This window comes from Sphingopyxis sp. CR5, assembly GCF_059693785.1.
In genome coordinates, this window is sequence record NZ_JCATIE010000010.1 from 93,900 (window position 1) to 119,346 (window position 25,447).

A 25,447-nucleotide genomic window follows, 5' to 3' on the forward strand; every position below is an offset into this window, starting at 1 on the left:
TGCTCCGCCGCTCGGTGAGCCGAATCTCCGCTTTTGCGGTGGCAAGATGCGCCGACGCGCTTATATCCGCCTCATGACCCGCACCCTTACCGTCGCCGCATTGCAGCTTCCCCTGCCCGGGCCCGTCCAGCCGAATATCGACGCCGTGACCGCGCTGGTCGAGGACGCGGCCGACAAGGGCGCGCAGGTGGTGCTGCCGCCCGAGCTGTTCGAAGGCCCCTATTTCTGTCAGGTCGAGGCGGAAGAGTTGTTCGCGACCGCGCACCCGACCGCCGAGCATCCCAGCGTCGTCGCGATGCAGGCGCTGGCGGCAAAGCGGCGGGTCGCGATCCCGACGAGCTTCTTCGAGAAGGACGGGCCGCATTATTACAACACGCTCGCGATGATCGGCCCCGATGGCGCGATCATGGGGACGTACCGCAAGAGCCACATCCCCGACGGGCCCGGCTATGAAGAGAAATATTATTTCCGCCCCGGCAACACGGGGTTCAGGGTGTGGGACATGTTCGGGACGCGGATCGGCGTCGGCGTCTGCTGGGACCAATGGTATCCCGAATGCGCGCGCGCGATGGCGCTGATGGGCGCCGAACTGCTGTTCTATCCGACCGCGATCGGTAGCGAACCCTATGACGCCGACCTCGACACCAGCCGCATGTGGCGGCGCGCGATGCAGGGCCACGCCGTGTCCAACTGCATGCCGGTGATCGCCGCGAACCGGATCGGGACAGAGGGCGACGCCGACTTTTACGGCCACAGTTTCATCAGCGACGAATGGGGCGACCTGACGCAGGAGTTCGGCGCCGGGGAGACGGGTGTGCTGATCGAAACGATCGACCTCGACCGCGCGGCAAAGCACCGGGCGGGCATGGGCTTTTTCCGCGATCGCCGCCCGCAACTCTATGGCCGGCTGGTCGAGGATATCTGATTGAGGAAGCGGGGGGCCACGCGATGAATATACCGGACGACATTTTCACCGAACCCGACGATATCGACCCCGAAACGCTGGGCCGGCTGGGGCCGCTCCGGCGCCTTGCCGGTATCTGGGAAGGCCAGCATGGCGTCGATATCAATCCCAAGGCCGACGGGCCGGAAACGCGCGATTATTATGAGCGGATCGAGATGCAGCCGATCGACGCGCAACCGAACGGGCCGCAGCTCTTTTACGGTCTGCGCTATCACCTGCATGTCAACACGCGTGAAGAGCAAATCACCTTTCACGACCAGGTGGGCTATTGGCTCTACGAACCCGCCACCGGCCTGATCCTCCAGACGCTCGCCATCCCGCGCGGCCAGATCGCGATCGCATCGGGGCATGCCGAACCCGACGCGCGGCGACTGGAGTTGAAGGCCGACCGCGGACAAACCGAATATGGCATCTGCTCGACGAGCTTTCTCGACCTCGCCTTTCGGACCGACAGCTATCGGATTACCGTCGATTTCCACGATGATGGAACATGGAGCTATGTTTCCGACACGACCCTGGTGGTGAAGGGACAGGCCGAACCTTTCCTGCACCGCGACCGCAACCGGTTGACCAAGGTTGCCGAACCCGACCTCAATCCCTGGGCCAGGATCGTCCGCGGAACAGCCTCGACGCAAGGCGGCATTTGACAGTGCCCCGCCGATACACTTAAGCTCCTAAGCACCGACGCGCAGATACGACCGGTCGACTGGACCGGCGCCGCGCCCGGGTGGTGAGGGAGACGGATTATGAGCAATATGGAGCAGCGCGCGGCCGGCGCGCGCGAATTGCACCGCACAATCGATTTTCTGGGCCTGCGCGCGCATGCGACGACCGTAGGTCTGATCCAGCTTTGCGAAGAACTGCTGAAGGTCGGGATATTGGACGCGCCCGCGCTCGAACGGATCAAGGATTCGATCCGCATGGAGTTGACGCTGTCGCAGGCGCGCATTTCGAACCAGACGCTGTTCGACGAAACGCTGCGCCGCCGGCTCGACGCGATCTTCCCGCATTGCGGCAGCCCCAAGGAACCGGTCGGCGAAATCCACGACCTCGAAGAGGCCTTCGACGCCGACGCCGCCCATTGACCGCCGCGCCGCGCGCGCCGGTCAATCCCCTGCCGCGCGGTCGACCATATCCATGAAATCGCGCGCCGCATCGCGCGTCGCGGCGTCCTTGAACGCAACGTCCAGATCGGGCGCGACGCCGAGCATGTACATCAACGTCCACAGCGCGAAACGCCGGCTGGGGTTCGATTCGAGCCCGAAGTCGACGAGCATCCGCTCGGTTCCCGCCTCGAAAGCCGCAGGGGGGACCGCGCCGATGTCGGCCGTACCGAAATAGCGAAAGAGCTGGTCGTCGAAGTTCATGCGCGCGCCGTAGACGATATGAGGGCGCACGGCAAAGCGCCTCGCCGGCGGCCCGTCGCCAATGGTCTTCCGGTTGTCAGCGCCGCGCGGCGTCGATAGGTGCGGAGGGGTGAATCACAGCATCGAAATCGGAACCGACACCGCGGGCAAGGCGGTCCATGTCGACATCCAGGAACTGCTCGCGACGCGTCTGCTGGTCCAGGGCAATTCGGGGTCGGGCAAGTCGCACCTGTTGCGCCGCCTGCTCGAACAGAGCGCGGGGCTGGTCCAGCAGGTCGTGATCGATCCCGAGGGCGATTTCGTTACGCTGGCCGATGCCTATAACCATGTCGTCATCAATGCGGGCGACTATAATGAGCGCGAAATCGCGACGATGGGCGCGCGCATCCGCGAACATCGCGCGTCGGTGATCCTGAGCCTCGACACGCTCGAGATCGAAGCGCAGATGACCTGTGCAGCCACCTTTCTGAACGCGCTGTTCGACGCGCCGCGCGAGCATTGGTTTCCGGCGCTCGTCGTCGTCGACGAAGCCCAGATGTTCGCTCCGACCACCTCCGGCGACGTTGCCGATGCGGTCCGGCGCGCGAGCCTGTCGGCGATGACCAACCTGATGTGCCGCGGCCGGAAGCGCGGGCTTGCGGGCGCGATCGCGACGCAGCGCCTGGCGAAGCTGGCAAAGAATGTCGCGGCAGAGGCGAGCAACTTCCTGATGGGGCGGACCTTCCTAGACATCGACATGGCGCGTGCCGCCGACCTGTTGGGCATGGAACGGCGGCAGGCGGAACAGATCCGCGACCTCGAGCGCGGCTGTTTCCTGGGCCTGGGGCCAGCGATCGCGCGGCGGCCGGTCGCGGTGCGCATCGGTTCGACGAGCACCCATTCGCGCGGCGGCACCCACAGCCTGTTGCCGCTTCCCGATGCCGAGCCCGAGGATATGCAGTCGATGCTGTTCGCGACGCTCGACGAGGCGCCGCCGCGTCCGCCGGCCACGAGCGAACCCGCGCCGCTCGCCGCGGGCGAGCTGATGGAGCGGATCGCGGCAACCGAGAGCGAGGACGCGGGTGATGCGGCGGAGACCGCCCCCCCGGCCGAGCGCCCCGAGGGTCCGGCGATCGACGGCGAAGCGGTGGTGGTCGCCGCGCTGCGCAACATGCTGGCCGACCCCGACGCGGCGTTCCAGACCGAATCGGTGCTCTATCAGGATTTCTCGGTCCGCTGCCGGATGCAGCGGCTTGCGCGGCCGCCGCTGGACCTGACGGCTTTCCGCCGCCGCTTCGCGCTCGCCAAGGGAGGGGTCTTCGATCCGGGCGAGCCGCGCTGGCAGGATCTGCTCGCCGCAGCGCAGGCGCTGCCCGACGATATGCTCGCCCCTTTCGTGCTGATCGCCCGCGCCGCGATCGACGGCGATCCCTGCCCCGACGACGACGCGCTTGGCCGGACCTATGGTACGCGCTCGCCGGGACGGATACGCCGCCTGATCGACTATATGGAGCGGCAGGGCGCGATCGTCGTGCGATCCGACTTCGGCGGCCGGCGATCGATCGGCATTCCGCAGCTCGGCCTGAGCACCGAAGCCGAATAGGCTAGCCGCGCAGGACGAACGGGATCTCGACGAGGCCCTTCACCCGCACCGCCTGCCCGCCACGCATCGTCGGCGCCCAGCGCCACCGGCGTACCGCGCGTAACGCCGCTTCGTCGAGCCGGTCGAAGCCGCTGGTCCGCGCGACCGATATCGAGGCCACATGCCCATCGACATCGAGCGTCAGCGCGAGCACCACGGTGCCCTGTTCGCGGTGGCGGCGGCTTTCGCGCGGATAGCGCGGCGGCGCCCCCGACAGCATCCGTGTGCCCAGATCGTCGGCTTGCACCGTCGCCGGAGGCGCGGGCGGTGCGGGCGGCGCCGGCGGGACTGCGATCGCAACCGGCGGCGGCGGCACCGGTTCGGGAGAGGTCAGCAAGGCGGGCGCGCTGTTGGGAACCGCCACCAGCGGTCGCGGTGCGACCACCGGCGTATCGGGCTGTGGCGGCGTTTCGCGCGGCGGTGCCGGCGGCGGGGCGGGCGGCGGCGCGACCGACAGGTTCACGACCGCCAGTTCGGCAGCCTCGACGCGCCTGGGATGATAGCCGGTCTGGACAAGGGCCAGCAGCAGCAGTCCCGTTAGCGCCGCCGCGACGCCCGCCGCGGGCAGGTTCGGCCGCCGGTCGTCGCCGTAGCGGCTCGCCGCCGCCGGCGGCGGGCGCGTGAAGCCGGCAGGATAGGGCGTGTGTTTCATCGGCCTCCCCTCGCCCGCGTCACGTTTCGGACCAGCGGCGGAGGAGGTTGTGATAGATGCAGGTGAGTTGGAGGACAGCATCGTCATCGGCTCCATCCTGGGTCAGTTTCTGGATCGACGTATCGAGTTCGAAGAGCATCCGTCGCGATTCCGCATCGCGCACGAGGCTTTGTATCCAGAAGAAAGAGGCGAGCCGCGCGCCGCGCGTCACCGGTTCGACGCGGTGCAGGCTGCTCGACGGATAAAGGATCGCGTCGCCGGCGGGCAAGGCGACCTCATGCTCGCCATAGGTGTCGCTGATGACCAGCCGTCCGCCGTCATAATCGCCCGGATCGTTGAGGAAGAGCGTGCAGGAGAGGTCCGAGCGCAAGTGCTGGCCGTCGGCGAGGTGCATCACCGCGCCATCGACGTGATAACCATATTCGCCGCCGCCCGCGTAGCGATTGAAGCGCGGCGGCAGGATCCGGCCCGGCAAGGCTGCGGCGAAAAAGGTCGGATTGCGCTTCAGCGCGGCGAGGACCGCAGCGCCCAGCTCGGCTTTTTCCGGGGATGCGTCGGGCAATTGCTCGTTGCGCTTCACCTTTGCGCCCTGCGCCCCGACCGTCTCGCGCCCGTCGGTCCAGTCGGCGCCGTCGAGACGGCGGCGGAACTCCGCGGTTTCATCCGCCGTCAGGACGTTCGGTATATGCAGCAACATCCCGGTTTCTCCCTAAATCTCGCACGGCAAAGGCGGGAGGCATGCCTCCCGCCCCGGCCGCTGGTCCGCGCGCCGCCTAGAAACCGAAGTCGGCACTGAACAGGAAGGTTTGCGGCTGCCCCGGCGTGTAGCGATAGCCGCTCTTGTTGATCGCCGCCACATAGTCCTTGTCGAACAGATTATAGGCGTTCACGCGCAGCTTGAAATTATCGTTGACCGCATAACCGAGCAGCGCGTCGACGACCGTATAGCCTTGCGTGTGCGGCGGCGTGCCGGCCGCGCCGTCGGTTCCGCGCCGCATCCCGCTTGTGTAGCGGACGCCGCCGGCGATTTCGAGACCGAACGGGGTGCGATAGCTGGTCCAGGACGTGAAGCTGTCGTCGGGCGCATAGGTCAAGCCGTCGCTGCCGTCGGCCGCGATGCCGTTACCGTTCGTGACCTTGGTCTTCTGATGCGCGTAGCCGGCGGAGATCGACCAGGCGTCGGTGATGTTTCCGACCACCGACAGTTCGACGCCGCGCACCCGCTTCGACCCGCTCTGGATGTCCGAGGGGTCGGACGCATTGATCTCGTTCAGCACCTTGGTCTGGAAAATCGCCGCGTTGAGCGCGAGCGCGCCGTCGAGCACGTCCCACTTCACGCCGGCCTCGATCGTCTTGGCCTTTTGCGGCAGGAAGTCGGGGTTGTTGGCGCTGTTGCCGGTCGCCAGCGTGAAGGCCTCGCCGCCCGGAGGCTGCTGCGACAGTGCATAGTTCACGTAAAGGCTCAGTGGCTCGACCGGCTTGAGCACGGCGCCGAGCTTCCAGTTGAACAGCGTGTCCTTGGCCTTCAGATCGGCGGTGGTGACGATCGATCCAACGGGGGCGGTTCCGCATGGCACGGCCCCGCGGCCGGTGCCGTTGTTGCAGACGGCCGTGTTGAAATAGGTCGTCTTGTAGTGATCGAGGCGTATGCCGCCGGTCACCAGCAACAACCCATCGAAGAATTTGGCGGTATCGAAGGCATAGAACGCCAGCGTGGTCGTCTTGCCCCGTCCGGCCGCGCCGTTGCGCGAATAGGTGTAATCGCTCGTGTCGTTCCAGTCGGGATTGTAGAGATTTGCCACCGGCAGAGTGCCCGTGGAACTATGACCGTAGATGACCTGCTTTTCGCCGGTGATCTCGGCGCCGACGCTCAGATTATGCTCGATCGCCCCGGTCGCGAAATCGGCCCGCAGGTTGAGCTGGTTCGTCAGGATGCGGTTCGTCGCTTCGCGGATCGTGGGGTTGCCGCGCGTCATCGTATAGGCCGACAAGTCATCGGGATTCGCGGGATTGCCCGTGATGTTGGCCCCCGTCGACATGAAAGCGGTCAGAAGATAGTCCTGCGTCGTCTGGCCGACCCGCGCGACATTCGACAGCCGCACGCTATCCGAAAAATCATGCTCGATGATCAGCGTCGCCATCTTCGCCTGCACATCGTCGTGATCTTTACGCGTGCCGTAGAAATTCTCCGAATCCACCGGATTGCCGACCAGTGCCTCTTGCCCGGCCTGCGGCTCCCAGCCGGGAAGCGCGATCGTGGGAACATAACCGTCGGGGATATTGTCCTGATCGACATAGAGCAGGTTCAGATAGGCGCGGGTCGGGGTGTCGAGGCCGATGCCGAGCGAGGCGGCGAGGCCGAGCCGCTGGTTATTGACATGGTCGCGGCCCGGAACGTCGCTGTCCTGCCACAGCATGTTGAACCGGAGCGCGCTGTTGCTGAGGCCGCCCAGCGTCTGGTTGACGTCGGCGGTGATCCGCTTTTGCCCGTCGACCCCGACCGACAGCGTGCCCGACAGCGCGCTTTCGAGGGTCGCGCGCTTGCTGACCAGATTGATCGCACCGGTCGGCGCGGTGCGGCCGTTGTCGGTGCCGGCCGGACCTTTCTGAACCTCCACCGCTTCGGTGTTGAAAATGTCGCGCGAAACCGATCCCAGATCGCGGATGCCGTCGACGAAGATGCTGCCCGACGAATCGAAACCGCGCATGCGGATCGAATCGCCGGTCGTGGTGTTGCCGTTCTCGCCGGCATAGAAGGTGCCGACCCCGGGGGTGTTGCGGAGCACCTCGGTCAGCGTGGTCGCCCCCTGTTCGTTGAACAGCTGCTTGTCGATCACCTGGATCGTCTGCGGCGTGTCGCGCAGCGGCTGGGTGAATTTGGGGGAAGACGACCGGTCGACCTTATAGCCATCCTCGTCGATCGCGGTGTCGGTCACGGTGACGCCGCCGAGCATGGGCGGCTTCGCGGCGTCGCCGCTATCCTGCGCCGCGGCGGGCGACGCGGCGAGCCCGAAGCAGGTGAGCGCCAGATAGGCCGGAGCCGCCGCCGACATGGATTCGCGCAAACGCAAGAATGACATTTATTCCCCCTGTTCTGTGGATGAGAGCCTGTGTAGCGGGTGCGCTATTGCGAGTCACTCGCATAAATTGCAAGCCGATTTTCGACGCAACGCAGCAAAAAAGATCAGGAGCACAAACCAAAGTTGACTTTTATCACGGTTTTTTAATGCTTTATGTATATCACTCTTGGACCGGATGGCTTGCGTGGCGCGAAAGGAGATGAGCAAATCCGAACCGCGTAGAGTGGAATTTAGCCCTGCGACGAGGATAGGGATTGTATTTGCGAATCATTCGCGATACTGGCGCTCACCTCCATCGGATCCGACCATCTCCATGCATCAACCCCGCACCATCCAGCCAAAGGCGCGCAAGAGCCGCAAAGCCTTTTGGCTGAAACAACTGCATATGTGGCACTGGATGAGTTCCGCGCTCAGCCTCGTCGGGCTGCTGCTCTTTGCCGTGACGGGCTTCACCCTCAACCACGCCGCCGATATCGAAGCGGCGCCGGTCAGCGCCGAGCATAAGGCGCAGCTGCCGCCCGCGCTGATGCGCGCGATGCAGGGCGCGCCGGATAGCGGCAACGCCCCCCTTCCCGCCCCCGTCGCGGCGTGGGTGGAGGATCATTTTCCCGTCAGCGCCGCCGCCGACGCCGAATGGTCGACCGACGAGGCCTATCTCGCGGCGCCGCGTCCGGGCGGCGATGCGTGGGTCGCGATCGATCGCGCAACCGGCGAAGCGACCGGCGAGGTCACCGACCGCGGCTGGATCTCCTATCTGAACGACCTGCACAAGGGGCGCAACTCGGGCGCCGTATGGAGCCTGTTCATCGATGTGTTCGCGGCCGCGTGCCTGGTTTTCGCGATAACCGGCCTGTTCCTGCTCCAACTGCACGCGGCAAAGCGCAAGAGCACCTGGCCGATCGTCGGCGCCGGGCTGATCCTGCCCGCCGCCCTCGCGATTTTCTTCATTCATTAAGGAGGACTCCGATGCCCGATCCCCATATTGTTTCCCTTGGCGCCTGCGCCGCCGGCCTTGGCGCGCTGGTCGCCGCGCCGGCGCTTGCCGCCGCGCCGGGGACGATGGACGTCACCGTCACGATCCCGCGCTTGAAGGTGGCCGAATATCACCGTCCCTATGTGGCGATCTGGGTCGAAAAGGATGGCGGCAAGGCGAAGACCGTAGCGGTCTGGTACGACCATGACATGAAGAATGGCGAGGGCACGAAATGGCTCCGCGACGTGCGCCAGTGGTGGCGCGCCTCGGGCCGGTCGATGCGCTTCCCCGCCAATGGCATCACCGGAGCGACGCGTGCGCCCGGCACGCACAAGGTGAGCTTCTCCCGCGCCCAGCTCGGTGCGGTGGCGCCCGGCCAATATACGCTGGTGATCGAGGCCGCGCGCGAAGTCGGCGGACGCGAACTGCTGCGCATCCCGTTCACCTGGCCCGCCGCGCCCGGCGCGGGCGGCAAGGCCGCGGGTTCGAACGAACTCGGCACCGTTTCGATTGCATTCCGCTAACCAACGAAGGGGCAAGACGATGAAGACGCATATCCTGGGTATCGCCGCGACCGCGGCCCTCGCCATCCTCGCCGCGGTTCCGGCCCAGGCGCATCGGCAGTGGATGCTGCCGTCCGCGACGGTTCTGTCCGGCGACGACGTCTGGGTCACGGTCGATGCCGCGGTGTCGAACGACCTTTTCTATTTCGAGCATTTTCCGCTCCGCCTCGACCATGTGAAAGCCTGGGCACCCGATGGCAGCGAGGCGCCGATCGAAAATGCGGCGACCGGGCGCTATCGCAGCACGTTCGACGTCCACCTGACGCAGAAAGGGACCTGGCGAATCGCATCGGTGTCGGACTCGCTGACCGGCAGCTATGAACTGAACGGCAAGCGCGAGCGCCTGCCGCGCGGCACCGACGCCGCCAATCTCGCCGAAAAGCTTCCCGCCGGGGCGACCAACGTCCAGACCGCGGCGGCGAGCAGCCGCAACGAAGTCTTCGTGACGGTCGGCGAACCGACCACCACACTGTTCAAGCCGACCGGCAAGGGGATAGAGCTTGTCCCGATCACCCATCCGAACGACCTCTATGCCGGCGAAAGCGCCAGCTTCCAGTTCCTGCTCGACGGCAAGCCGGCGTCGGCCCTGCCCGTCACGGTCATTCCCGGCGGCATCCGCTATCGCGACCAGCTCGGCCAGATCGACCTGACCACCGATGCCGAGGGCAAGGTTTCGATCACCTGGCCAGAGCCCGGCATGTACTGGCTCAACGTATCGACCCCGCGCGGTCCGCGCGGCGAAGGCGACGACGATGCCGCGCCCTCGCGCCGCGCAAGCTACATGACCACGCTCGAAGTGCTTGCGCCCTGAGCGACCGCGTCCTGATCCCCCTCGCGCTGACGCCCGCCGCCTTCGCCACGCGCGATGCGGCGGCGCCGGTGCAGCAATTTGGCGGCGAGACCATGGGCACGAGCTGGTCGCTGCAAGCGGTCGCGCCGCCGCCGCATGCCGCGCACGGCGTCCAGGCGGCGCTCGACCGCGTCGTCGCCCAGATGAGCCAATGGGAACCACATTCGGACCTGTCGCGCTTCAACCGGGCCGCGCCCGGCGCGTGGCGGGCCTTGCCGCACGAATTCGCAACGGTACTCGGCGCGGCGCTCGACGTCGCCCGGGCGAGCGGCGGCGCGTTCGATCCCTGCCTCGGCCGCCTGACCGAATTATGGGGATTCGGCGCCGCGGGCGCCGTCGCGGCGGTCCCCGGCGCCGGCCCGCTCGATGCCGCGCGGCGTGACGACCGCGTCATCGACTATGACCCGGACACCCGGCGCGCGCGCCGATCGGCCGGTGCGATGCTCGATCTTTCGGGGATCGCCAAGGGCTTCGGCGTCGATCATGCCGCCGAGTGGCTTCTCGCGGCGGGCGTGCGCCACTTCCTGATCGAGGTCGGCGGCGAATTGCGCGGCGAGGGCCTGCGGCCGGACGGCCAGCCCTGGTGGGTCGATGTCGAAACGCCCCCCGATGTCACCCGGCAACCCTATCGGGTCGCGCTCCACGACCTGTCGATTGCGACATCGGGCAGCTATCGGCGCGGCTTTGCGGTCGATGGACGACATTTTTCGCACAGCCTCGACCCGCGAACGGGCTGGCCGATCGTCCACGGCGTCCGCTCGGTCACGGTCGTCCATCGCAGCTGCATGCTGGCCGATGCGTGGGCGACCGCGCTGACGGTGATGGGCGCCGACGCGGCGATGCGATGCGCGGACGAGCATGGCCTCGCCGCATGCGCAATCGTGGACGAGCGGGAGTATCTGTCGCAGGCGTGGCGCGACATGCTCGGTTGAACCCGACGTCTTGGTCGATGCGATCGCGCACGAACCGGCGTCGCCGGACGAATGACGGGTGCATGCAGGCGATCGATGTCTGGAAGGTTGGTAGCGGAGGAGGGATTCACACGAAAAACATAAGATACTGATTTATAACAACGTTCTTGATCGTCGTGCCGATAATTCCGCTCAATCCACCCCCAATTTTACCCCTTCGCGACAGGCCGTGCCGAAATATCGACAGGCCGACATGCGCGATCCCTGCTACGCCCGAGAACGCGGCTGTTTACAGTGTGATCGCAGAAAGGACCGCAGACTATCGACAAACACCACGGTTGCACGGCCGACCTTGGCTGCCTCGATGTCGCCGGAAGCGATGAGCTGGTAGATCTTGGATTTGCTGAGCCCCGTCATCCGTACTGCGTCGGGAATGCGAACGCTTATCGGCCCAATCGGGGGCGCGTCGTCGCCATTCGTTGCAGGCTGCCGGGCCGACATCGGACTATTTCTTACGTGCCCGGCTGAACGAGCGGTCGCTCGCCAGGAAGCCGCTAAGCATGAATGGAATGAGGTCCGGTACGGACTCGCGTCGGCCGTAGGCCGCCTCATAGGCCTCGGCGTAGTCGTTCAGCGCTTCGATGAGATCCGGCATGACGTTGATCGTGATCTTAACCGGCGTCCGATCGGGCAGCCTTGGCAGCTTCAAATCAGCCATGACGGCCTCCCCAGGGTCCGGGCAATATGATGTCTTTGTGCACGACCACCCGTAGCGGCCAGCCGGGGCGAACGCGCAAGGTCGGCTGGATATTGAGATTGCGCGTGACGAGCTGATCGCTGGCGCGCGCGCCGCTCTGCTGCGCTGACTCGCGGATCGCCCGGACAAGGTCGCTTTCGGTGCTGCCGAAGCTCAATTCAGTGCCGACGCCCAGCAATGTCGACAGGGCGACGCCCTTCAGAAGCTGCCAAGTATGCCGGTCGATCCGGTCGGACAGACCCGCATAGCCCTGCGTATCGGTCGCCGGCACATTGTCGATACGAATCGACGAGCCGTCGGGCAGGATGATCCGCTGCCAGACGACCAGCGCACGGCTCTGCCCAAACGCTACAACGCTGTCGTAGCTGCCGATCAGCCGCGATCCTTGCGGAATGAGCAGACCGCGCCCGGTCACACTGTCATAGACGTTCTCCGTGATCTGCGCGGTGACGAGCCCGGGAAGATCCGAGTTGAGCCCGGTTATGAGGCTCGCGGCAATGATGCTGCCGGCCTGCAAGATCCAAGGCGATACGGACTGCGCCAGCGCGTGCGGATTGATGTCGTCGTCGCGATTGGCGCGGCCGACCAATTCGTTCTTGCGCCCCTGGGCGTTAGGATCTCGGTCAGGGTCGAGGAGCGGCTTGGCAGTCTCGGCCGATGCTGGCGGAACACTTGCATCGGTAGTCACCGGTGCAGGGGCGGCGGCGCGACCGCCGCCCGCCAATTGCAGCATGACGCCAGACTCGCGTGCGGCCTTCTGCTCAGCGGCGATGCGCTGGCGCTCGGCTTCGGCTTCCTGCGCGGCCCGGCTCACCGCATCGGCAGCGGGGTCAGGGGGAACCATCCCGCCAAGCTGCCGCTGGCGCTCGAGGATCGGCCGCCCGAGATCACCGGGAAGCGGTGGCCCGAGCTTCGGCACGTCGCCATAGCTCGTCGGCGCGCCCGCGAGCGCATCAGGCGGCGCCTTCGCGCCAACCAGCTTTTCATCGCTTGGTGCGATCAGGCTCAGGGTCGCGGGCTTGAGCGCCAGCCAGGCGACGCCGATGATCGCGGTCGAGCCGGCGGCAGCGATGGCGACGATCGCACCGCGGCGAAAACGGGTGACGCGGCCCGGCGCCGCGCGCAGAACGAGCGTTTCGGGGTCGGCTTTGGGCGCCGCGATCGGCGCGGAAGAAGCGGTTGGATCGGTCACGCGCCCCTCCCGGCCTTGCGCTGCCGGCTCTTCGGCTGGGCGGCGGTGATACGGACAATCTGCTGTTTCTTGCCGCCAAGGCGCAGCTCGGCGACACCGAACAGGCGGTCGACCACATAATAGCGGCCGGCGACGCGATAGTTGACGAGCTGGGCCTCGCCATCCTCGCCAATCACGAACAGCGGGGGCGCCTCACCCACGGCGATCGCGGGCGAGAACTCGATGTAGGTCTGCCGCCCATCGTCGAACGCGCGCAGCGGCCGCCAGGCCGGCTTGTCGCCCGAGATCGCATAGTTGAAGTTGAGGCTTTCGACCGAGAGGCCCGACGCGATCGGCGTCGCCGCCACGGCTGCATCCCGCTGACGCCGGAGCGCGATCAGCTCGTCATGTGGATAGGTCCAGGAGATCGCCGCCATCGCGGTCGCGGGCGTGCTTTCGAGCTGGAGATGGTAGGTCCGGCGATCGGTAGCAATGACAAGGTTTGTGCGTAGGCCCGCCGAAAACGGCTTGACGAGGATGTGCACGCGCTTGCTTTTGCCGATGCCGCTGGTGGTATCGCCGACAGTCCAGCGCACGGTGTCGCCGGCGGCGACGGACACAATCGTTTCGCCCGGCTGCAAGGCAATGTCGGTGATGCGCTCGGGCGCGGCATAGAGCCGGTAGAGCACGCCTTCCGCCCAGGGATAGACCTGGACGGCATATATATATCCCGCGCTCGACGGCTCGCGCAGTGCCGCCCGGTTGGCGGCAGTGACGCGCGCGGTCGGTGACGCGGGTTCGCGGCTCTGCGCAGCGGCGGGCATGGCAAGCGCCATCGCGCTCGCCGCCAGGATGAGGGCACGGATCATTGGTCGGTCCTTTCGGGGGATGGTGCGGCTGCGGGTTGAGCAAGGGTCGGATCGAGCGGCGAGCCCAGCGGAATGTCGGCGGGCGGCGCGACCGGGAGTGATTGTGCGGGATCGGGCACGGCCGATGGTTGCGGCGAAGGTGGCCGGTCCTGCGGCGTTTCCAGTTCGCGGCTCCAGTCGATCGCGTCAACATAGAGACCGAGCGGGTTTTTTCGGAGCACATCGGCCGAGCGCGGCGGCTTGATCTTCACCGTGAGCATCGCCGTCCAGCGTGACGTGCTGGCGAGGCTTCCCCGCTCATATTGCTGCTCGGTCCATTTGACCTGGAAGCTCGTATCTGACGCGCGGACGATGCTCGTCACCTGCACCGAAACCGTCTTGCGCCCGACATCGGCGAACGGATTGGAGGTGCGGGCATATTCGCCGAGGAACAGTGACGCACGTTCGGTCGCGAAATCATAGGCTGATAGCCAGTTTTCACGCATCAATACCGGATCGAGCGAGCGCGCTCGAACGCCGGTGATGAACCGGCCGAGGAACCATGCGATCTGCGGATCGGTCGGCCGATAGTCCTTGGCGGCAGGCGCGACGGCCTGTGCTTGCCCGAGTGCATCGACCTCGACCACATAGGGCACGACGCGGCTTTGCATCGATTGCCAGACCAGCGCGCCCGACAGACCAGTGGTCAGGAACAGGCCGCCGAAGGCCATCAGCCGCCAGTTCTTCGCCTGTGCGCGAGCCGAGCCGATACGCTCATCCCAAAGCTGGCCCGCTCGTTGGTAGGGTGTCTCGGGTTCGGGCGTTCGCCCATAGCGCTGCAATGCGCGTCGAAATTTCATCGCTCAGTCCCTTTCCTTGATGTCTGGAGTGGCGCCAGCGCCGCCGCGGTCGCCGCCCTGGATTGCGTGGATCGCCATCTGACGGCGGTGGCGAGCATTCTGGCTGGCATGAAGCTTCTGCGCCCAGGCGGGTGTTCCTTCAGCTGCGCCTGTCGGCGCGGCTGCGGGGGCGCCGCCGCCGGCACGGGTGCTTCCTGCTTCCCATGCGGCGCGCTGCCCACGATCGGCGGCAGCGCTAACGCCGAGACCGCCGCTCATCCGGTTGGCAGCCGCGCCGCGCATGGCGGTCGCAACGCCGCCGAGGCCCGCGCCGACGCTGGTCGAGCCCGAGGTTTCCTGCCCGAGCTTGTAGGCGGTGGATGCGGCAGACCCCATCGATGTACCGGCGCGGATCGCGCCGAGACCGGCCCCCGCGAGACCGCGTGCCGCGCCGACGGCGCCAGCGCCTGCCATCGCAAGACCTCCGCCGGCAAGCGCGGTAGTGGCGATCACCGATCCGGCGCCGAGCTGCGGCGCGCCGGCGACGAGGCCGGATGCGATTCCCGGGCCGAAGATGGAGAGGCCAAAGATCGCGAGGCTCGCGAGCATCAGCGACACGGCCTGTTCGATCGACACCTCGTCGCCGGTGATCGCACTGGTGAAGTCGGCGAAATAGTTAGAGCCGATGCCGACGATGACCGCGAGCACCATGACCTTGATGCCCGAACTGACGACGTTCCCGAGCACCCGTTCGGCGAGGAACGACGTGCGGTTCCACAGCGCAAAGGGCACGAGCACGAAGCCGGCGAGCGAAGTGAGCTTGAATTCGAGGATTGTGATGAAAAGCTGGATCGCGAGGATGAAAAAGGCGGCGATGACGACGACCCAGGCGATCACCAGCACGGCGATCTCGATGAAATTGTCGAAGAAGGCGATCGGGCCAACCAACTCCTTCGCCTGCTCGAGGAGCGGCCATGCTGCCTCGAAGCCGGTCCCGGCCAGCTTGCCGGGTCGCAATAAATCGTCAGCCGTAATCGCGCTGCCCCCTGCGGTGAGGCCGAGGCCGGCGAAGCTGCGAAAGATGATATCGGACAGTGTCGAGAAGCTGTTGAGGATCAGGGCGAAGACGCCGACATAGAGGATCTTCTTGAGGAACTTGGCGATGACGTCGTCTTCGCCGCCGAGCGCCCAGAACAGCCCGGCGAGAGTGATGTCGATGCCGATCAGGATCGTGGTCAGGAAACCGACGTCACCGCCCAACAGGCCGAACCCGCTGTCGATGTAGGAGGCGAAGGCCTCCATGAACTGATCGATGACATTCAGGTCATCCATATGGGCGGGTTCCTGCTTGAAGTTGAAAGGTGTCGCGGGGACCGGCGGCCATGAGAGGGGCAAGCCCTACGGCCCCCGCGACGAGACAGGTTCGGACCGGGGGGAGCTGGGGGCGCGGTCCTCGCCTGCCTCAGCTCATTGGCGTGGCGTGTAAGCCTTGCCGTCGCCGAGGAAGCGGCGCGTTGACTCGCGTGCCTCGCGCGCGATCTGGCCCCGCTGCGCCTGCTCGACCGATTCCGCCCGGAACTGCGCCGCCATCATTTGCTGAAGCTGGAGCTGCTGCTTGGCGGTGAGCGCGAGAAGCTGGTTCGTGGCCTGCTGCGCCTGAAGCGAGCCTTCCGCGCCCTGGCTGCGCGCGACGATGTCGGCGAGCGCCTGCGTGTCGCTCCGTACGTTGTCGACGATGCGGTTCTGGACCCCCATCGTCTGGCGAAACGCGGACATTGCGGTATCGAGTTGATCGCGTGCGCGAGCCACACGCTGATCGCGGCGGAACACCTGATCGAACTCCTGCGGGTAGAGCTGGCGGAAGCGCTCGTCGAGCTGATCGATGCGGAAGTCGACGCCCTGCGCCTGGCCCATGAGCTGGTCGATCTGCTGGAGGCGCTGGCGAAGCTCCTGAAGTTGCGGGAAATCGATCCTGGTGAGGTTTTTGCCCTGGTTGATCAGCATTTGCGCTTCGTTCTGGAGGCTCTGGATCTGGTTATTGATCTGGGCGAGCGTGCGCGCGGCGGTGAGCAGGTTTTGCGAATAGTTCGATGGATCGAACACGCTGAGCTGGGCCGCGACGGGCGTCGAGGTCAACGCGATGCCGATACCGAGCGAGCCGACGGCGCCGAGCGCGAGAGCAGAGAGGCACGCATATTTGCGGATAGGGATACGGGGCACGGGAAATTACTCCTTGTCTTCTGGGGGGCGGGCGGCAGGGTGACGCCCAAGCAGGTCGGCCGCCCAATCGAGGCCGGCTTGGGAGAGAAAGGTCGCGGCGAAGTCGGCCTGGCCCTTTTCGGCCAGCACCGCGTCTATGCGCTTCTGGCTGTCGGGATCGGACGCGCCGCACAACGCCAGCGCGATCGGGCCTAGCCCAAGCTCGAACAGCCGGTTGCCGCGCGCTGATTGCAGATAATATTGCCGCTTGGGCGTCGCGCGGCTGACCAGTTCGATCTGGCGCGCGTTGAGACCGAAGCGGACGTAGGCCGTCTGGCCCTGCGGCTCGATCGCCCGATCATTGGGCAGCAAGATGCGCTGCGGACAGCTTTCGATGATGGCCGGCGCGATCGTGCTGTCGGCGATATCGGCTAGGCTCTGTGTCGCGAACACGACGCTGACGTTCTTCTTGCGCAGCACCTTCAGCCACTCACGAATGCGCGCGGCGAACAGCGGGTGGTCGAGGAACACCCAGGCTTCATCCAGTACGAGAAGCGTCGGCCGCCCGGTGAAGCGCTCTTCGAGCCGGTGGAACAGGTAGGTCAGCACGGGCGCAACGACGCCCGCCTGCCCCATCAGCGCTTCAGTCTCGAAGCACTGCACGTCGGCGATCGCTAGATCGTCTTCGGCGGCGTCGAGCAGGCGGCCGAACGGTCCTTCGAGCGTATAGGGCGTGAGCGCCGATCGCAGCGGTGCCGATTGCAGCAGCAGCGACAGGCCGGTGAGCGTGCGTTCCTCGATCGGGGCAGTCGCGAGATTGGTGAGCGCCGACCAGACGGCCTCCTTGATCTCGGGTGTGACCAGTACTTTCTCATGGGCGAGCAGCGCGCCGATCCATTCGGCCGCCCAGGCTCGTTCGTTGGAGCGATCGATGTGGCGCAGCGGCTGGAAGGCGATCGTTCGCCCGCCCTCGTCATCGGCATGACCGCTCTCGCCGCCAAGCCCGAGCGCGTGATGCGCGCCGCCCATCGCCAGCACGGCCGCGCGCGCCGAAAATCCCTTGTCGAAGACATAGACCTGGGAGTCTGGATATCGCCGGAACTGAAGCGCGAGCATTGCGAGCAGCACCGACTTTCCGGCCCCGGTGGGTCCGACGATCAGCATATGACCGACGTCGCCGACATGCGTGCTGAGACGGAACGGCGTCGAGCCGCTGGTTTCCGCATAAAGCAGCGGCGGACCGTCGAGATGCGGATTACGCGCCGGTCCTGCCCATACCGAGGACAGCGGCATGAGATGCGCGAGATTCAGGGTGTGGACGATCGGTTGCCGGACGTTCGCATAGACATGGCCCGGCAGGCTCGACAGCCACGCCTCGACCACATTCATGCCCTCGCGGATGCAGGTGAAGCCGAGCCCGTTGACGATGCGCTCGACCGCGCGGACCTTTTCCTCGACGCGGGCGCGGTCGATATCGGCAACGGTGATCGTCGTCGTCAGATAGCCGAACGCGACATGATCGCCGCCGAGCGCCTGCAAGGCCAGGTCGGCATCGACCACCTTGTTGTCGGCATCGCTGTCGAGAAGCTGGACCGGCTGGTTGTAGATGACTTCGCGCAGCAGCGCGGTGATCGACTTGCGCTTGTTGAACCACTGCCGCCGCAGGCGAGTGAGCGCTTTGGTTGCGTCGGTCTTGTCGAGCGCAATGAAGCGCGTCACCCAGCGATAGCCAAAATCCTCATGGTTGAGTCCGTCGAGGATGCCGGGACGGCTCGCGTTCGGAAATCCGAGAATGGTCAGCGTCCGCAGATGCTGGTCGCCCAGCATCGGCTCCAGCCCGCCGGTCAGCGGCGTGTCGGCCAGCAGCCCGTCCAGATAGATGGGCGTTTCGGGCACGGCGACGACATGGCGGCGCGCGGAGATCGCACCGTGGAGAAAGGTCAGCATTTCGCTGTCGCCGAGCGCGCGCACCTCGGGCATGAAGCCTCTGAACAGGTCAAGCGCGCGATCCGTCTCGGCGATGAAGCCGGCAAGCGCTTGTCGCCAGTCGCGGCCCTTCGCGTCGTCGCTGCGCTCGACCAGCGCTCGGCCCGCCGTGTCCGCCTGATCGGGCGGAGGCAGGAAGGTGAGCGTCAGATAATAGCGGCTCTCGAAATGCGCGCCCGCGCTTTCGAACGCCGCGCGCCGTTCCTCATCGACCAGCCACGACGCCGCATCGGGAAAGCTGCTGTCGGGATAACCCAGCGCTTCGCGCCGCTCGGCCTCGAAATGGAGTGCCCAGCCCGAGCCGAAGCGCTTCAGGACATTGTTCGCCCGCGCGCAGGCGGCGACAAGCTCGGCTTCGGTGGCGGATTCTAGATCGGGGCCGCGGAACCTGAGGACGCGCGAAAAGCTGCCGTCCTTGTTGAGCACCACGCCGGGCGCGACAAGCGCCGCCCATGGAAGGTGATCGGCGAGCCGGGCGGCCTTCTGACGGTATTCGCGCAGATTCAGCATGACAGATGCCCCTTCTGGCGAAGGTGGCGAACCAGGACCGGGGCGAAGTCGGGATCGCGTTTGGCGGCGAACACCGCGAGGGTGTGCCCGAACGCCCACATGGCCAGCCCGGCGATCCACTGCTGGAGACCGAGCCCGAGCGCGGCCGCGATCGTACCATTGACGATCGCGATCGCCCTCGGCGCCCCGCCGAGCAGGATCGGCTCGGCGAGCGCGCGGTGCATCGGCGCCTCGAAACCCTCGATATGACTGCCGGAGGCGATCACGAGATGAGCGCTCCACCGCCGAAGCTGAAGAAGCTGAGGAAGAAGCTCGACGCCGCGAACGCAATCGACAGGCCGAAGATGATCTGGATGAGGCGGCGGAACCCGCCTGCTGTCTCGCCGAACGCCAGCGTCAAACCGGTGACGATGATGATGATCACCGCGACGATCTTGGCGACCGGACCCTGGACCGACTCCAGCACCTGCTGGAGCGGTTCCTCCCACGGCATGCCCGAGCCGGCGGCCTGCGCGGTGGCGGCGAGCGCAAGCCCGAGGCCGATGGCGGCTCCGGTGAGGAAGATGCTCCGACGATCAGGAATACGGGCAGGAATACGGGACAAGCGCATGGTCATTCTCCTTGGGGTTCGAGGGCGTGGTCGGGAGTAAGGTCGAGGACGGCGTAGCCGCCGTCGGGATCGAGGCCGGCGACGCGCGCGATCGTGTCGACGCGGCGCGCGAGGCCGCGCCCGGCGATGAACACGATCATGTCGATGGATTCGGCGATCAGCCGGCGCGGAACGGTGACGACGCTTTCCTGCACGAGCTGCTCGAGCCGGTAGAGGGCCGACACTGCCGAATTGGCGTGGACGGTTGCGATGCCGCCCGGATGCCCGGTGTTCCAGGCTTTGAGCATGTCGAGCGCTTCGCGCCCGCGCACCTCGCCAACGACGATGCGATCGGGGCGGAGCCGCAATGTCGAGCGGACAAGATCAGCCATCGTGACGCCGCCGGCTCCGGCAGTGCCGATCGTACGCGTGCGCAGCCCCACCACGTCGGGCGCGGCGCATTGCAACTCACGCGTGTCTTCAATGATGATGACGCGTTCATCGAGGTGCGCCATCTCGGCGAGCAGCGCGTTGGCAAGCGTCGTCTTGCCCGAACTGGTGCCGCCCGCGACCAGGATGTTCTTGCGCTCGACCACGGCCATCGACAGCAGTCGCGCCGTGTCGGCGAGCATGATGCCGTCCCGCACATAGTCGAGCAAAGTGTAGATGCGCGCCGCGGGCTTGCGGATCGAGAAGCATGGCGCGAGGCTGACCGGCGGCAGGATACCCTCGAACCGCTCGCCCGCGCCTTCGCCGTGCGGCGGCAGCTCGGCCGAAACGATCGGCGCATTGCCATGAACCTCGGTGCGCGCGTGGGATGCTACCAGACGAATGATCCGCTCGACTTGCGCGGGCTCATATTTGGTGCCGGTATCGATCCGGCCTTCGCCAAGTCGATCGAGGCGCAACACGCCGTCCGGGTTGACCATGATCTCGATGACCATCGGATCGGCCAGCGCCGCCGCGATAGTCGTCCCCATCGCGGTGCGCAGCATCGCGCGCCGACGCCCTGCGGAATTATCGGAGCCGAAAAGCGTGTCGCTCATCGCCCACCTCCATTGTCTTTCGCGGAGGCAGCAAGCGTGCGCTGGCCGCTGGCGAGCGCTTCGCCGACGCGGGCAATGAACGCCTCGAAGCGGTCTCGGCCGATCGCACGCGCCGCTTCGTCGGCTTCGGCCAAAGGGGCCTGCACCATCAGTTCATAGCGGATGAACAGCGCCAGGCTCTCGAGCAGCACATGCCCGTCACGCTCGACACGCCCCAGCGCGAGCGACATGCGATCGAGCCGCTGGCTGAACTTGTTCTCCAGCCCGCTCGCCGCCTGCCGGTTGAGCCAGGCGGTGAGCGCGTCGGTGAGGATCGCCGATTTGGACGCGCCGGGCTGGCTCGCCAGCGCCTCGAAGCGGTGGCTCAGATCTTCGGGCAGGAAGAGCTGGTAGCGGACGCGGTTGGGTTTGATCGCCGCCATCGTCAGAAGCTCGGCAGTGTGTCGCTGTCGCGACCCTGGTTGATGGTATGGGCGCGGATCAGCGTGCCGGTGGTGCCGGCGCGGTCCATCGCGTGCTTTTCGGCGACGGGATCGGTGTCGTCGCGGTCGAGGCCGAGAAGATCGAGCTGCCTGGGCGGTTCGGGCTTTTTGGTCTGTTCCTCGCCGAGTCCGGGATGGCGCTGCTGTTGCAAGCCGCCGTCCTCATCGGCTTTCGCGTCGTCGTCGGCCTTGCCAAGCCGGCTGTCAGGCGCGCGGACCAGCCCGCTCCAATCGTCGGGGCGGCCCTGCGGGCGATCGGGATAGTCTCCGGGCGCGAGCTGGGGCGGCGGCGCGATCCGCTCGCGGAAATTGCGATCCTCGTAATAGCGCAGCTTCTTCGCGCGGATCGGCGCCATGCCGGAAACGAGCACCAGTTCGTCCTTGGGCGGGAGCTGCATCACCTCGCCGGTGGTCAGGAGCGGCCGCGCCGTCTCCTGCCGGCTGACCATGACATGGGCCAACCACAGCGCGAGCCTGTGGCCGGCGTAGTTGCGCATCGCGCGCTGCTCGGTGGCGATGCCGAGCGCGTCCGAGATCCGCCGCGCCGTGCGTTCGTCATTGGTCGCGAAGGCAATACGGACATGGCAGTTATCGAGAATGGAGTTGTGCTCGCCATATGCCTTCTCGATTTGATTGAGCGACTGCGCGATCAGGAAGGCGCGAACCCCATAGCCTGCAAGAAACGCAAGGCTGGTCTCGAAGAAGTCGAGGCGCCCCAATGCCGGAAACTCGTCCAGCATCATCAGGAGCTTGTGCTTGCCCGCCTTGGCAGGATCGGCATCCAGCTTCTCGGTAAGGCGGCGACCAATCTGGTTGAGCACCAAGCGTACCAGCGGCTTGGTTCGGCTGATGTCCGATGGCGGAATGACGAGGTAGAGCGAGACGGGGTGGCCCGCCTCGACGAGATCCGCGATCCGCCAGTCGCAGCGCGACGTGACCTCGGCGACGGTCGGGTCGCGATAGAGGCCGAGAAATGACATGGCGGTGGAGAGGACGCCGCTGCGCTCGTTCTCGGACTTGTTGAGCACCTCGCGCGCCGCCGACGCCACGACCGGATGCACGATCGGCGCATCCTTCGTGCCGAGATGATTGGTGGTCATCATCCGCCGGAGCGTGGTGACGAACGGCTGCTGGGGGTCCGACAGGAATGTGGCTACCCGCGCGAGCGTCTTTTCCGGCTCGGCATAAAGAACGTGGAGGATCGCGCCGACCAGCAGGCTGTGGCTGGTTTTCTCCCAATGGTTGCGCCGTTCGAGCGCGCCTTCGGGATCGACCAGGATGTCGGCGATGTTCTGGACGTCGCGGACCTCATGCTCGCCGCGCCGGACTTCGAGCAGCGGGTTGTATTTGGCGGAAGCGGGATCGGTCGGGTTGAACAGCAGGACGTGGGAGAAGCGCGCGCGCCAACCGGCGGTGAGCTGCCAGTTTTCACCCTTGATGTCGTGAACGACGGTGCTGCCGGTCCAGCCGAGCAACGTCGGTATGACCAGCCCGACGCCCTTGCCCGAACGGGTCGGCGCGAACGCCATGATATGTTCGGGGCCGTTATGGCGCAGATAACGGCCACGCGAGCGGCCCAGGAACACGCCGGCGTCACCATGAAGGCCTGCCCGCTCGATCTCGTTCGGCTTGGCCCAGCGCGCGGAACCATAAGTGGTGACCTGGCGCGACTGCCGCGCGCGCCAGAGCGAGCCTGCGATCGCCGCGCCGCAGCCGATGAAACCGCTCGCGCCGGCGAGCGCGCCGGCCTTGTCGAAAACATGCGGCGCATAGGCATCGTAGTGATACCACCAGGGGAAGAGCGCCCAGGGACGATAGACCGGCGTGCTTCCAGCCATGAACCAGGCCGGACCAAGTTCGGGCTGGTAGGCGAGCATCGCCGCCGCCCATTGGGTCGCCGCCCAGAGGCCCGCGATCACGATTGCGAACACGACAAGGATCTGGCCGATGAGCAATTTGGTCGGGGTCACGTTGAAGCTCCCGCCCATACCGCCGGATGCGGTCGGGGCGCGGCTTCAAGACTCGGCTATGGGCCGCCCGAAATGAACGGAGCCGCTGGGGGCTGGTGGGTGACCGAAGGAGATCACTCGTCGGCGACTGACTCAATATTCCAGCTCTGTTCTTTTGATCGAGCTATGACCCGAGTTGATGATTCTGCCCTGCCGTTGTCCCTCGAGGTGGCACTGACCACCACACCGCACCGCCGATGACCCGCTACACCCTGCAAAAATCCGAGCTGCAAATTCGGGCTTGCGTGTCGGATTATCAGACATTATATCGCATTTAATGTAGTGAAATCGTGCGAGGCATGCATGGCGACAATCGCTCCTCCGAAGCCCGCGGCAACCGCGTTTCCCAAAGCCGACGCCATTAGGGCGTTGGTCGACGAACTGCTGCAAGTGGCCAGGGCTGAGGCACAGGTGCGCGGAATTGCCCTACCTCCGGAAAACCCGAAGATCATCCAGGCGCCCGTGCCACTCGACTCCTTGTCCGTGGTCGACACGCTTTGCGCGGTGGAGCAGGTCCTCGACATCGAGCTTCGCGACAGCATCGTCCGCACCGGCGGCTACAATTCGATCGAGAAGGCGATTGACGACCTCCTCCCTAAGATCGAACGCGTCTGGGTTAAGAAGAAAGGGTCGAAGCCATGACCAATCTCGCACTCCGCCAGGAAGGCGACGAGCAGGAGCGGCGGCGCTTGGGCGACCGTCTGCGCGAAGCACGGAAATATCTCGGCCTCAAGCAGGAAGAAGTTGCTGCCTATCTCAAGATTCCCCGGACCGCGCTTACCGATATCGAGAATGGCCAGCGCCGCGTTGAAGCGATCGAACTGACGCGGCTTGCCCGTCTTTACCGCCAGTCGGTGGCCTATTTTACCGGCGAAGACGAGGCCTCCGCGAGCCTTCCCGCCGATGTCGCCCATCTGGCGCGACGCGTTGCGGCCTTGTCGACTGAGGACCGGGCCGAGCTGAGCCGGTTTGCCGAATATCTCCGCTCGCGGTCTGGCGGCGAACGGAGCTGATCGATGGCGTCGGATTATGCGAGCGCGGTTCGCGCTGGTACGATGGCAGCGGGCCGCCTGCATCGCGAACTCGATACGCGCGCACTGATCGAGACCCAAGGCGGCAGCGTCGATGTCTTCGGCGCGATCCATGCCGTGGGTCTACCCTTGCTGCTTCGTCCCCTGAAAGGCCTGCTCGGCGCCTATCTCAGCGCACCTGCTCCTGGCGTTCTCGTCACGACGGAACGACCGATGAGCATCCAGCGCTTCACGGCCGCGCACGAACTCGGGCATTTTTCGATGCGACACGAGCCGAGCCTCGACGATGAGAGCATCCTGCGCCGGATGCCGATGTCGCCCGAACCGGGAAACAACTTCGAGGAAACCGAAGCCGACGCCTTTGCGATCGCCTTCATGATGCCGAAATGGCTGATGCTCGCGCACAGCGCGCGACAAGGATGGCAGATCGATCATTTCCGGCGCCCCAATGTCGTCTATCAGCTCTCGCTGCGGATCGGCGCCAGCTATGAGGCGACGTGCCGCACCCTGGTTCGCTACAATCTGATTTCGCCATCGGTGATGACCGACCTGCTCCGGACGCAGCCGCGCAGCCTGAAGGTCGATCTCCTCAAGGACTATCGGCCCGACAACTATCGCGGCGACGTCTGGCTGCTGACCGAGCGCGATGCCGGCTCGCGGATCGATGGCAGTCGCAATGATCTTTTCGTGCTGCGGCTCGAAGAACATAGCGGCGGTGGGTATCTCTGGGATCTCGACCAACTGATCGCCAGCGGCTTCGCCGTCGTTCGCGACGAGCGTGAGGCAATCGACGGCGATGGCATCGGTGGTCCCGTTGTCCGCCGTGTCACCGCGGCGCCCGATGCGCCGCGGCGCGGCCGCATGTCGCTCGACGAGCGGCGGCCGTGGCAGCCTGCGCCGGCCCTCACCAGCCTGACGCTCGATTTCGACCTCACCGGCCCGGAACAGACGGGCCTGTCGCGCGCCGAACGGCGGCACCTGCTCGAGGCCGCCTGACGC

Annotated in this window: 28 protein-coding genes; 11 read left to right on the plus strand and 17 right to left on the minus strand. The window is 65.9% G+C overall.

The window, feature by feature from the left end; genetic code table 11:
- The first annotated feature begins 73 nt into the window (after window positions 1-73).
- The 3 genes from aguB to AC58D2_RS15795 all read left to right on the plus strand — a co-directional run bounded on the left by aguB (window position 74) and on the right by AC58D2_RS15795 (window position 2,049).
- On the plus strand, window positions 74-925 hold the full coding sequence (aguB, locus tag AC58D2_RS15785) for an N-carbamoylputrescine amidase (protein WP_497391966.1): 852 nt from the start codon (window positions 74-76) through the stop codon (window positions 923-925).
- 23 nt (window positions 926-948) lie between these two features.
- Complete coding sequence (locus tag AC58D2_RS15790) at window positions 949-1,611, plus strand: FABP family protein (protein WP_497391968.1); 663 nt, start codon at window positions 949-951, stop codon at window positions 1,609-1,611.
- A 99-nt stretch (window positions 1,612-1,710) separates the two neighbouring features.
- Window positions 1,711-2,049: a hypothetical protein gene (locus AC58D2_RS15795; RefSeq protein WP_497391970.1), complete on the plus strand. Its 339-nt coding sequence runs from the start codon at window positions 1,711-1,713 to the stop codon at window positions 2,047-2,049.
- A gap of 21 nt (window positions 2,050-2,070) precedes the next feature.
- Here AC58D2_RS15795 and AC58D2_RS15800 read toward each other — a convergent pair whose 3' ends face one another.
- On the minus strand, window positions 2,071-2,331 hold the full coding sequence (locus AC58D2_RS15800) for a hypothetical protein (RefSeq protein WP_497391972.1): 261 nt from the start codon (window positions 2,329-2,331) through the stop codon (window positions 2,071-2,073).
- A gap of 109 nt (window positions 2,332-2,440) precedes the next feature.
- On the opposite strand from AC58D2_RS15800, the gene AC58D2_RS15805 reads away from it, so the two are divergent.
- Entirely contained in the window at window positions 2,441-3,913 is a 1,473-nt protein-coding gene (locus AC58D2_RS15805; RefSeq protein WP_497391973.1) for a helicase HerA domain-containing protein, read from the plus strand.
- Between the two features lies 1 nt (window position 3,914).
- On the opposite strand, the gene AC58D2_RS15810 is transcribed toward AC58D2_RS15805, so the two are convergent.
- The 3 genes from AC58D2_RS15810 to AC58D2_RS15820 all read right to left on the minus strand — a co-directional run bounded on the left by AC58D2_RS15810 (window position 3,915) and on the right by AC58D2_RS15820 (window position 7,684).
- Window positions 3,915-4,604 (minus strand): energy transducer TonB, encoded by a 690-nt coding sequence (locus AC58D2_RS15810; protein WP_497391975.1) that lies wholly within the window; start codon window positions 4,602-4,604, stop codon window positions 3,915-3,917.
- A gap of 19 nt (window positions 4,605-4,623) precedes the next feature.
- Complete coding sequence (locus tag AC58D2_RS15815; RefSeq protein WP_497391977.1) at window positions 4,624-5,301, minus strand: Fe2+-dependent dioxygenase; 678 nt, start codon at window positions 5,299-5,301, stop codon at window positions 4,624-4,626.
- A 76-nt stretch (window positions 5,302-5,377) separates the two neighbouring features.
- Window positions 5,378-7,684, minus strand: a complete 2,307-nt coding sequence (locus tag AC58D2_RS15820) for a catecholate siderophore receptor Fiu (RefSeq protein WP_497391979.1) — start codon at window positions 7,682-7,684, stop codon at window positions 5,378-5,380.
- 313 nt (window positions 7,685-7,997) lie between these two features.
- On the opposite strand from AC58D2_RS15820, the gene AC58D2_RS15825 reads away from it, so the two are divergent.
- From AC58D2_RS15825 to AC58D2_RS15840, 4 genes are all read left to right on the plus strand, one after another.
- Complete coding sequence (locus AC58D2_RS15825) at window positions 7,998-8,639, plus strand: PepSY-associated TM helix domain-containing protein (protein ID WP_497391981.1); 642 nt, start codon at window positions 7,998-8,000, stop codon at window positions 8,637-8,639.
- A gap of 11 nt (window positions 8,640-8,650) precedes the next feature.
- On the plus strand, window positions 8,651-9,181 hold the full coding sequence (locus AC58D2_RS15830; RefSeq protein ID WP_497391983.1) for a DUF2271 domain-containing protein: 531 nt from the start codon (window positions 8,651-8,653) through the stop codon (window positions 9,179-9,181).
- A 19-nt stretch (window positions 9,182-9,200) separates the two neighbouring features.
- Window positions 9,201-10,031: a DUF4198 domain-containing protein gene (locus tag AC58D2_RS15835; RefSeq protein WP_497391985.1), complete on the plus strand. Its 831-nt coding sequence runs from the start codon at window positions 9,201-9,203 to the stop codon at window positions 10,029-10,031.
- Between the two features lie 68 nt (window positions 10,032-10,099).
- Window positions 10,100-11,002: an FAD:protein FMN transferase gene (locus AC58D2_RS15840; protein WP_497391987.1), complete on the plus strand. Its 903-nt coding sequence runs from the start codon at window positions 10,100-10,102 to the stop codon at window positions 11,000-11,002.
- Window positions 11,003-11,248: 246 nt separating this feature from the next.
- Here AC58D2_RS15840 and AC58D2_RS15845 read toward each other — a convergent pair whose 3' ends face one another.
- The 13 genes from AC58D2_RS15845 to AC58D2_RS15905 all read right to left on the minus strand — a co-directional run bounded on the left by AC58D2_RS15845 (window position 11,249) and on the right by AC58D2_RS15905 (window position 23,378).
- Complete coding sequence (locus tag AC58D2_RS15845; protein ID WP_051035681.1) at window positions 11,249-11,482, minus strand: helix-turn-helix domain-containing protein; 234 nt, start codon at window positions 11,480-11,482, stop codon at window positions 11,249-11,251.
- 4 nt (window positions 11,483-11,486) lie between these two features.
- Window positions 11,487-11,699, minus strand: coding sequence for a DUF2274 domain-containing protein (locus tag AC58D2_RS15850; protein ID WP_058454876.1), 213 nt, complete (start codon window positions 11,697-11,699; stop codon window positions 11,487-11,489).
- Window positions 11,692-12,930 (minus strand): TraB/TrbI/VirB10 family type IV secretion system protein, encoded by a 1,239-nt coding sequence (locus AC58D2_RS15855; protein ID WP_058454877.1) that lies wholly within the window; start codon window positions 12,928-12,930, stop codon window positions 11,692-11,694. Before AC58D2_RS15855 ends, AC58D2_RS15850 begins: the two co-directional genes overlap by 8 nt.
- Window positions 12,927-13,778, minus strand: a complete 852-nt coding sequence (trbG, locus tag AC58D2_RS15860; RefSeq protein WP_171127516.1) for a P-type conjugative transfer protein TrbG — start codon at window positions 13,776-13,778, stop codon at window positions 12,927-12,929. The genes AC58D2_RS15855 and trbG overlap by 4 nt, the downstream gene beginning before the upstream one ends.
- Window positions 13,775-14,617: a conjugal transfer protein TrbF gene (trbF, locus tag AC58D2_RS15865; protein ID WP_058454879.1), complete on the minus strand. Its 843-nt coding sequence runs from the start codon at window positions 14,615-14,617 to the stop codon at window positions 13,775-13,777. Before trbF ends, trbG begins: the two co-directional genes overlap by 4 nt.
- Window positions 14,618-14,620: 3 nt before the next feature.
- Window positions 14,621-15,928 carry a P-type conjugative transfer protein TrbL gene (gene trbL, locus AC58D2_RS15870; protein WP_058454880.1) on the minus strand — a complete coding sequence of 436 codons (1,308 nt, stop codon included), beginning with the start codon at window positions 15,926-15,928 and terminating at the stop codon, window positions 14,621-14,623.
- A 135-nt stretch (window positions 15,929-16,063) separates the two neighbouring features.
- Window positions 16,064-16,816 (minus strand): P-type conjugative transfer protein TrbJ, encoded by a 753-nt coding sequence (gene trbJ, locus AC58D2_RS15875; protein ID WP_058454881.1) that lies wholly within the window; start codon window positions 16,814-16,816, stop codon window positions 16,064-16,066.
- Between the two features lie 6 nt (window positions 16,817-16,822).
- Entirely contained in the window at window positions 16,823-19,291 is a 2,469-nt protein-coding gene (gene trbE, locus AC58D2_RS15880) for a conjugal transfer protein TrbE (RefSeq protein ID WP_058454882.1), read from the minus strand.
- Entirely contained in the window at window positions 19,285-19,557 is a 273-nt protein-coding gene (locus tag AC58D2_RS15885) for a VirB3 family type IV secretion system protein (protein ID WP_443026223.1), read from the minus strand. Before AC58D2_RS15885 ends, trbE begins: the two co-directional genes overlap by 7 nt.
- Window positions 19,554-19,907 carry a TrbC/VirB2 family type IV secretion system protein gene (locus tag AC58D2_RS15890; RefSeq protein ID WP_017499935.1) on the minus strand — a complete coding sequence of 118 codons (354 nt, stop codon included), beginning with the start codon at window positions 19,905-19,907 and terminating at the stop codon, window positions 19,554-19,556. The genes AC58D2_RS15885 and AC58D2_RS15890 overlap by 4 nt, the downstream gene beginning before the upstream one ends.
- The gene (trbB, locus tag AC58D2_RS15895) at window positions 19,904-20,926 is read right to left on the minus strand and encodes a P-type conjugative transfer ATPase TrbB (RefSeq protein ID WP_058454883.1); all 1,023 of its coding nucleotides are present in this window, start codon (window positions 20,924-20,926) and stop codon (window positions 19,904-19,906) included. The genes AC58D2_RS15890 and trbB overlap by 4 nt, the downstream gene beginning before the upstream one ends.
- Window positions 20,923-21,348: a hypothetical protein gene (locus AC58D2_RS15900; protein ID WP_058454884.1), complete on the minus strand. Its 426-nt coding sequence runs from the start codon at window positions 21,346-21,348 to the stop codon at window positions 20,923-20,925. Before AC58D2_RS15900 ends, trbB begins: the two co-directional genes overlap by 4 nt.
- A gap of 2 nt (window positions 21,349-21,350) precedes the next feature.
- On the minus strand, window positions 21,351-23,378 hold the full coding sequence (locus AC58D2_RS15905; protein WP_058454967.1) for a conjugal transfer protein TraG: 2,028 nt from the start codon (window positions 23,376-23,378) through the stop codon (window positions 21,351-21,353).
- A gap of 342 nt (window positions 23,379-23,720) precedes the next feature.
- On the opposite strand from AC58D2_RS15905, the gene AC58D2_RS15910 reads away from it, so the two are divergent.
- Genes AC58D2_RS15910 through AC58D2_RS15920 form a run of 3 tightly spaced genes read left to right on the plus strand, consistent with a single transcriptional unit; the run spans window position 23,721 to window position 25,444 of the window.
- On the plus strand, window positions 23,721-24,059 hold the full coding sequence (locus AC58D2_RS15910; protein WP_058454885.1) for a hypothetical protein: 339 nt from the start codon (window positions 23,721-23,723) through the stop codon (window positions 24,057-24,059).
- Window positions 24,056-24,430 carry a helix-turn-helix domain-containing protein gene (locus AC58D2_RS15915; protein ID WP_017499940.1) on the plus strand — a complete coding sequence of 125 codons (375 nt, stop codon included), beginning with the start codon at window positions 24,056-24,058 and terminating at the stop codon, window positions 24,428-24,430. The genes AC58D2_RS15910 and AC58D2_RS15915 overlap by 4 nt, the downstream gene beginning before the upstream one ends.
- A 3-nt stretch (window positions 24,431-24,433) precedes the next feature.
- A complete protein-coding gene (locus AC58D2_RS15920; protein ID WP_082657683.1) occupies window positions 24,434-25,444 on the plus strand; it encodes an ImmA/IrrE family metallo-endopeptidase in 1,011 nt (336 codons plus the stop codon).
- The last annotated feature ends 3 nt before the right edge of the window (window positions 25,445-25,447 follow it).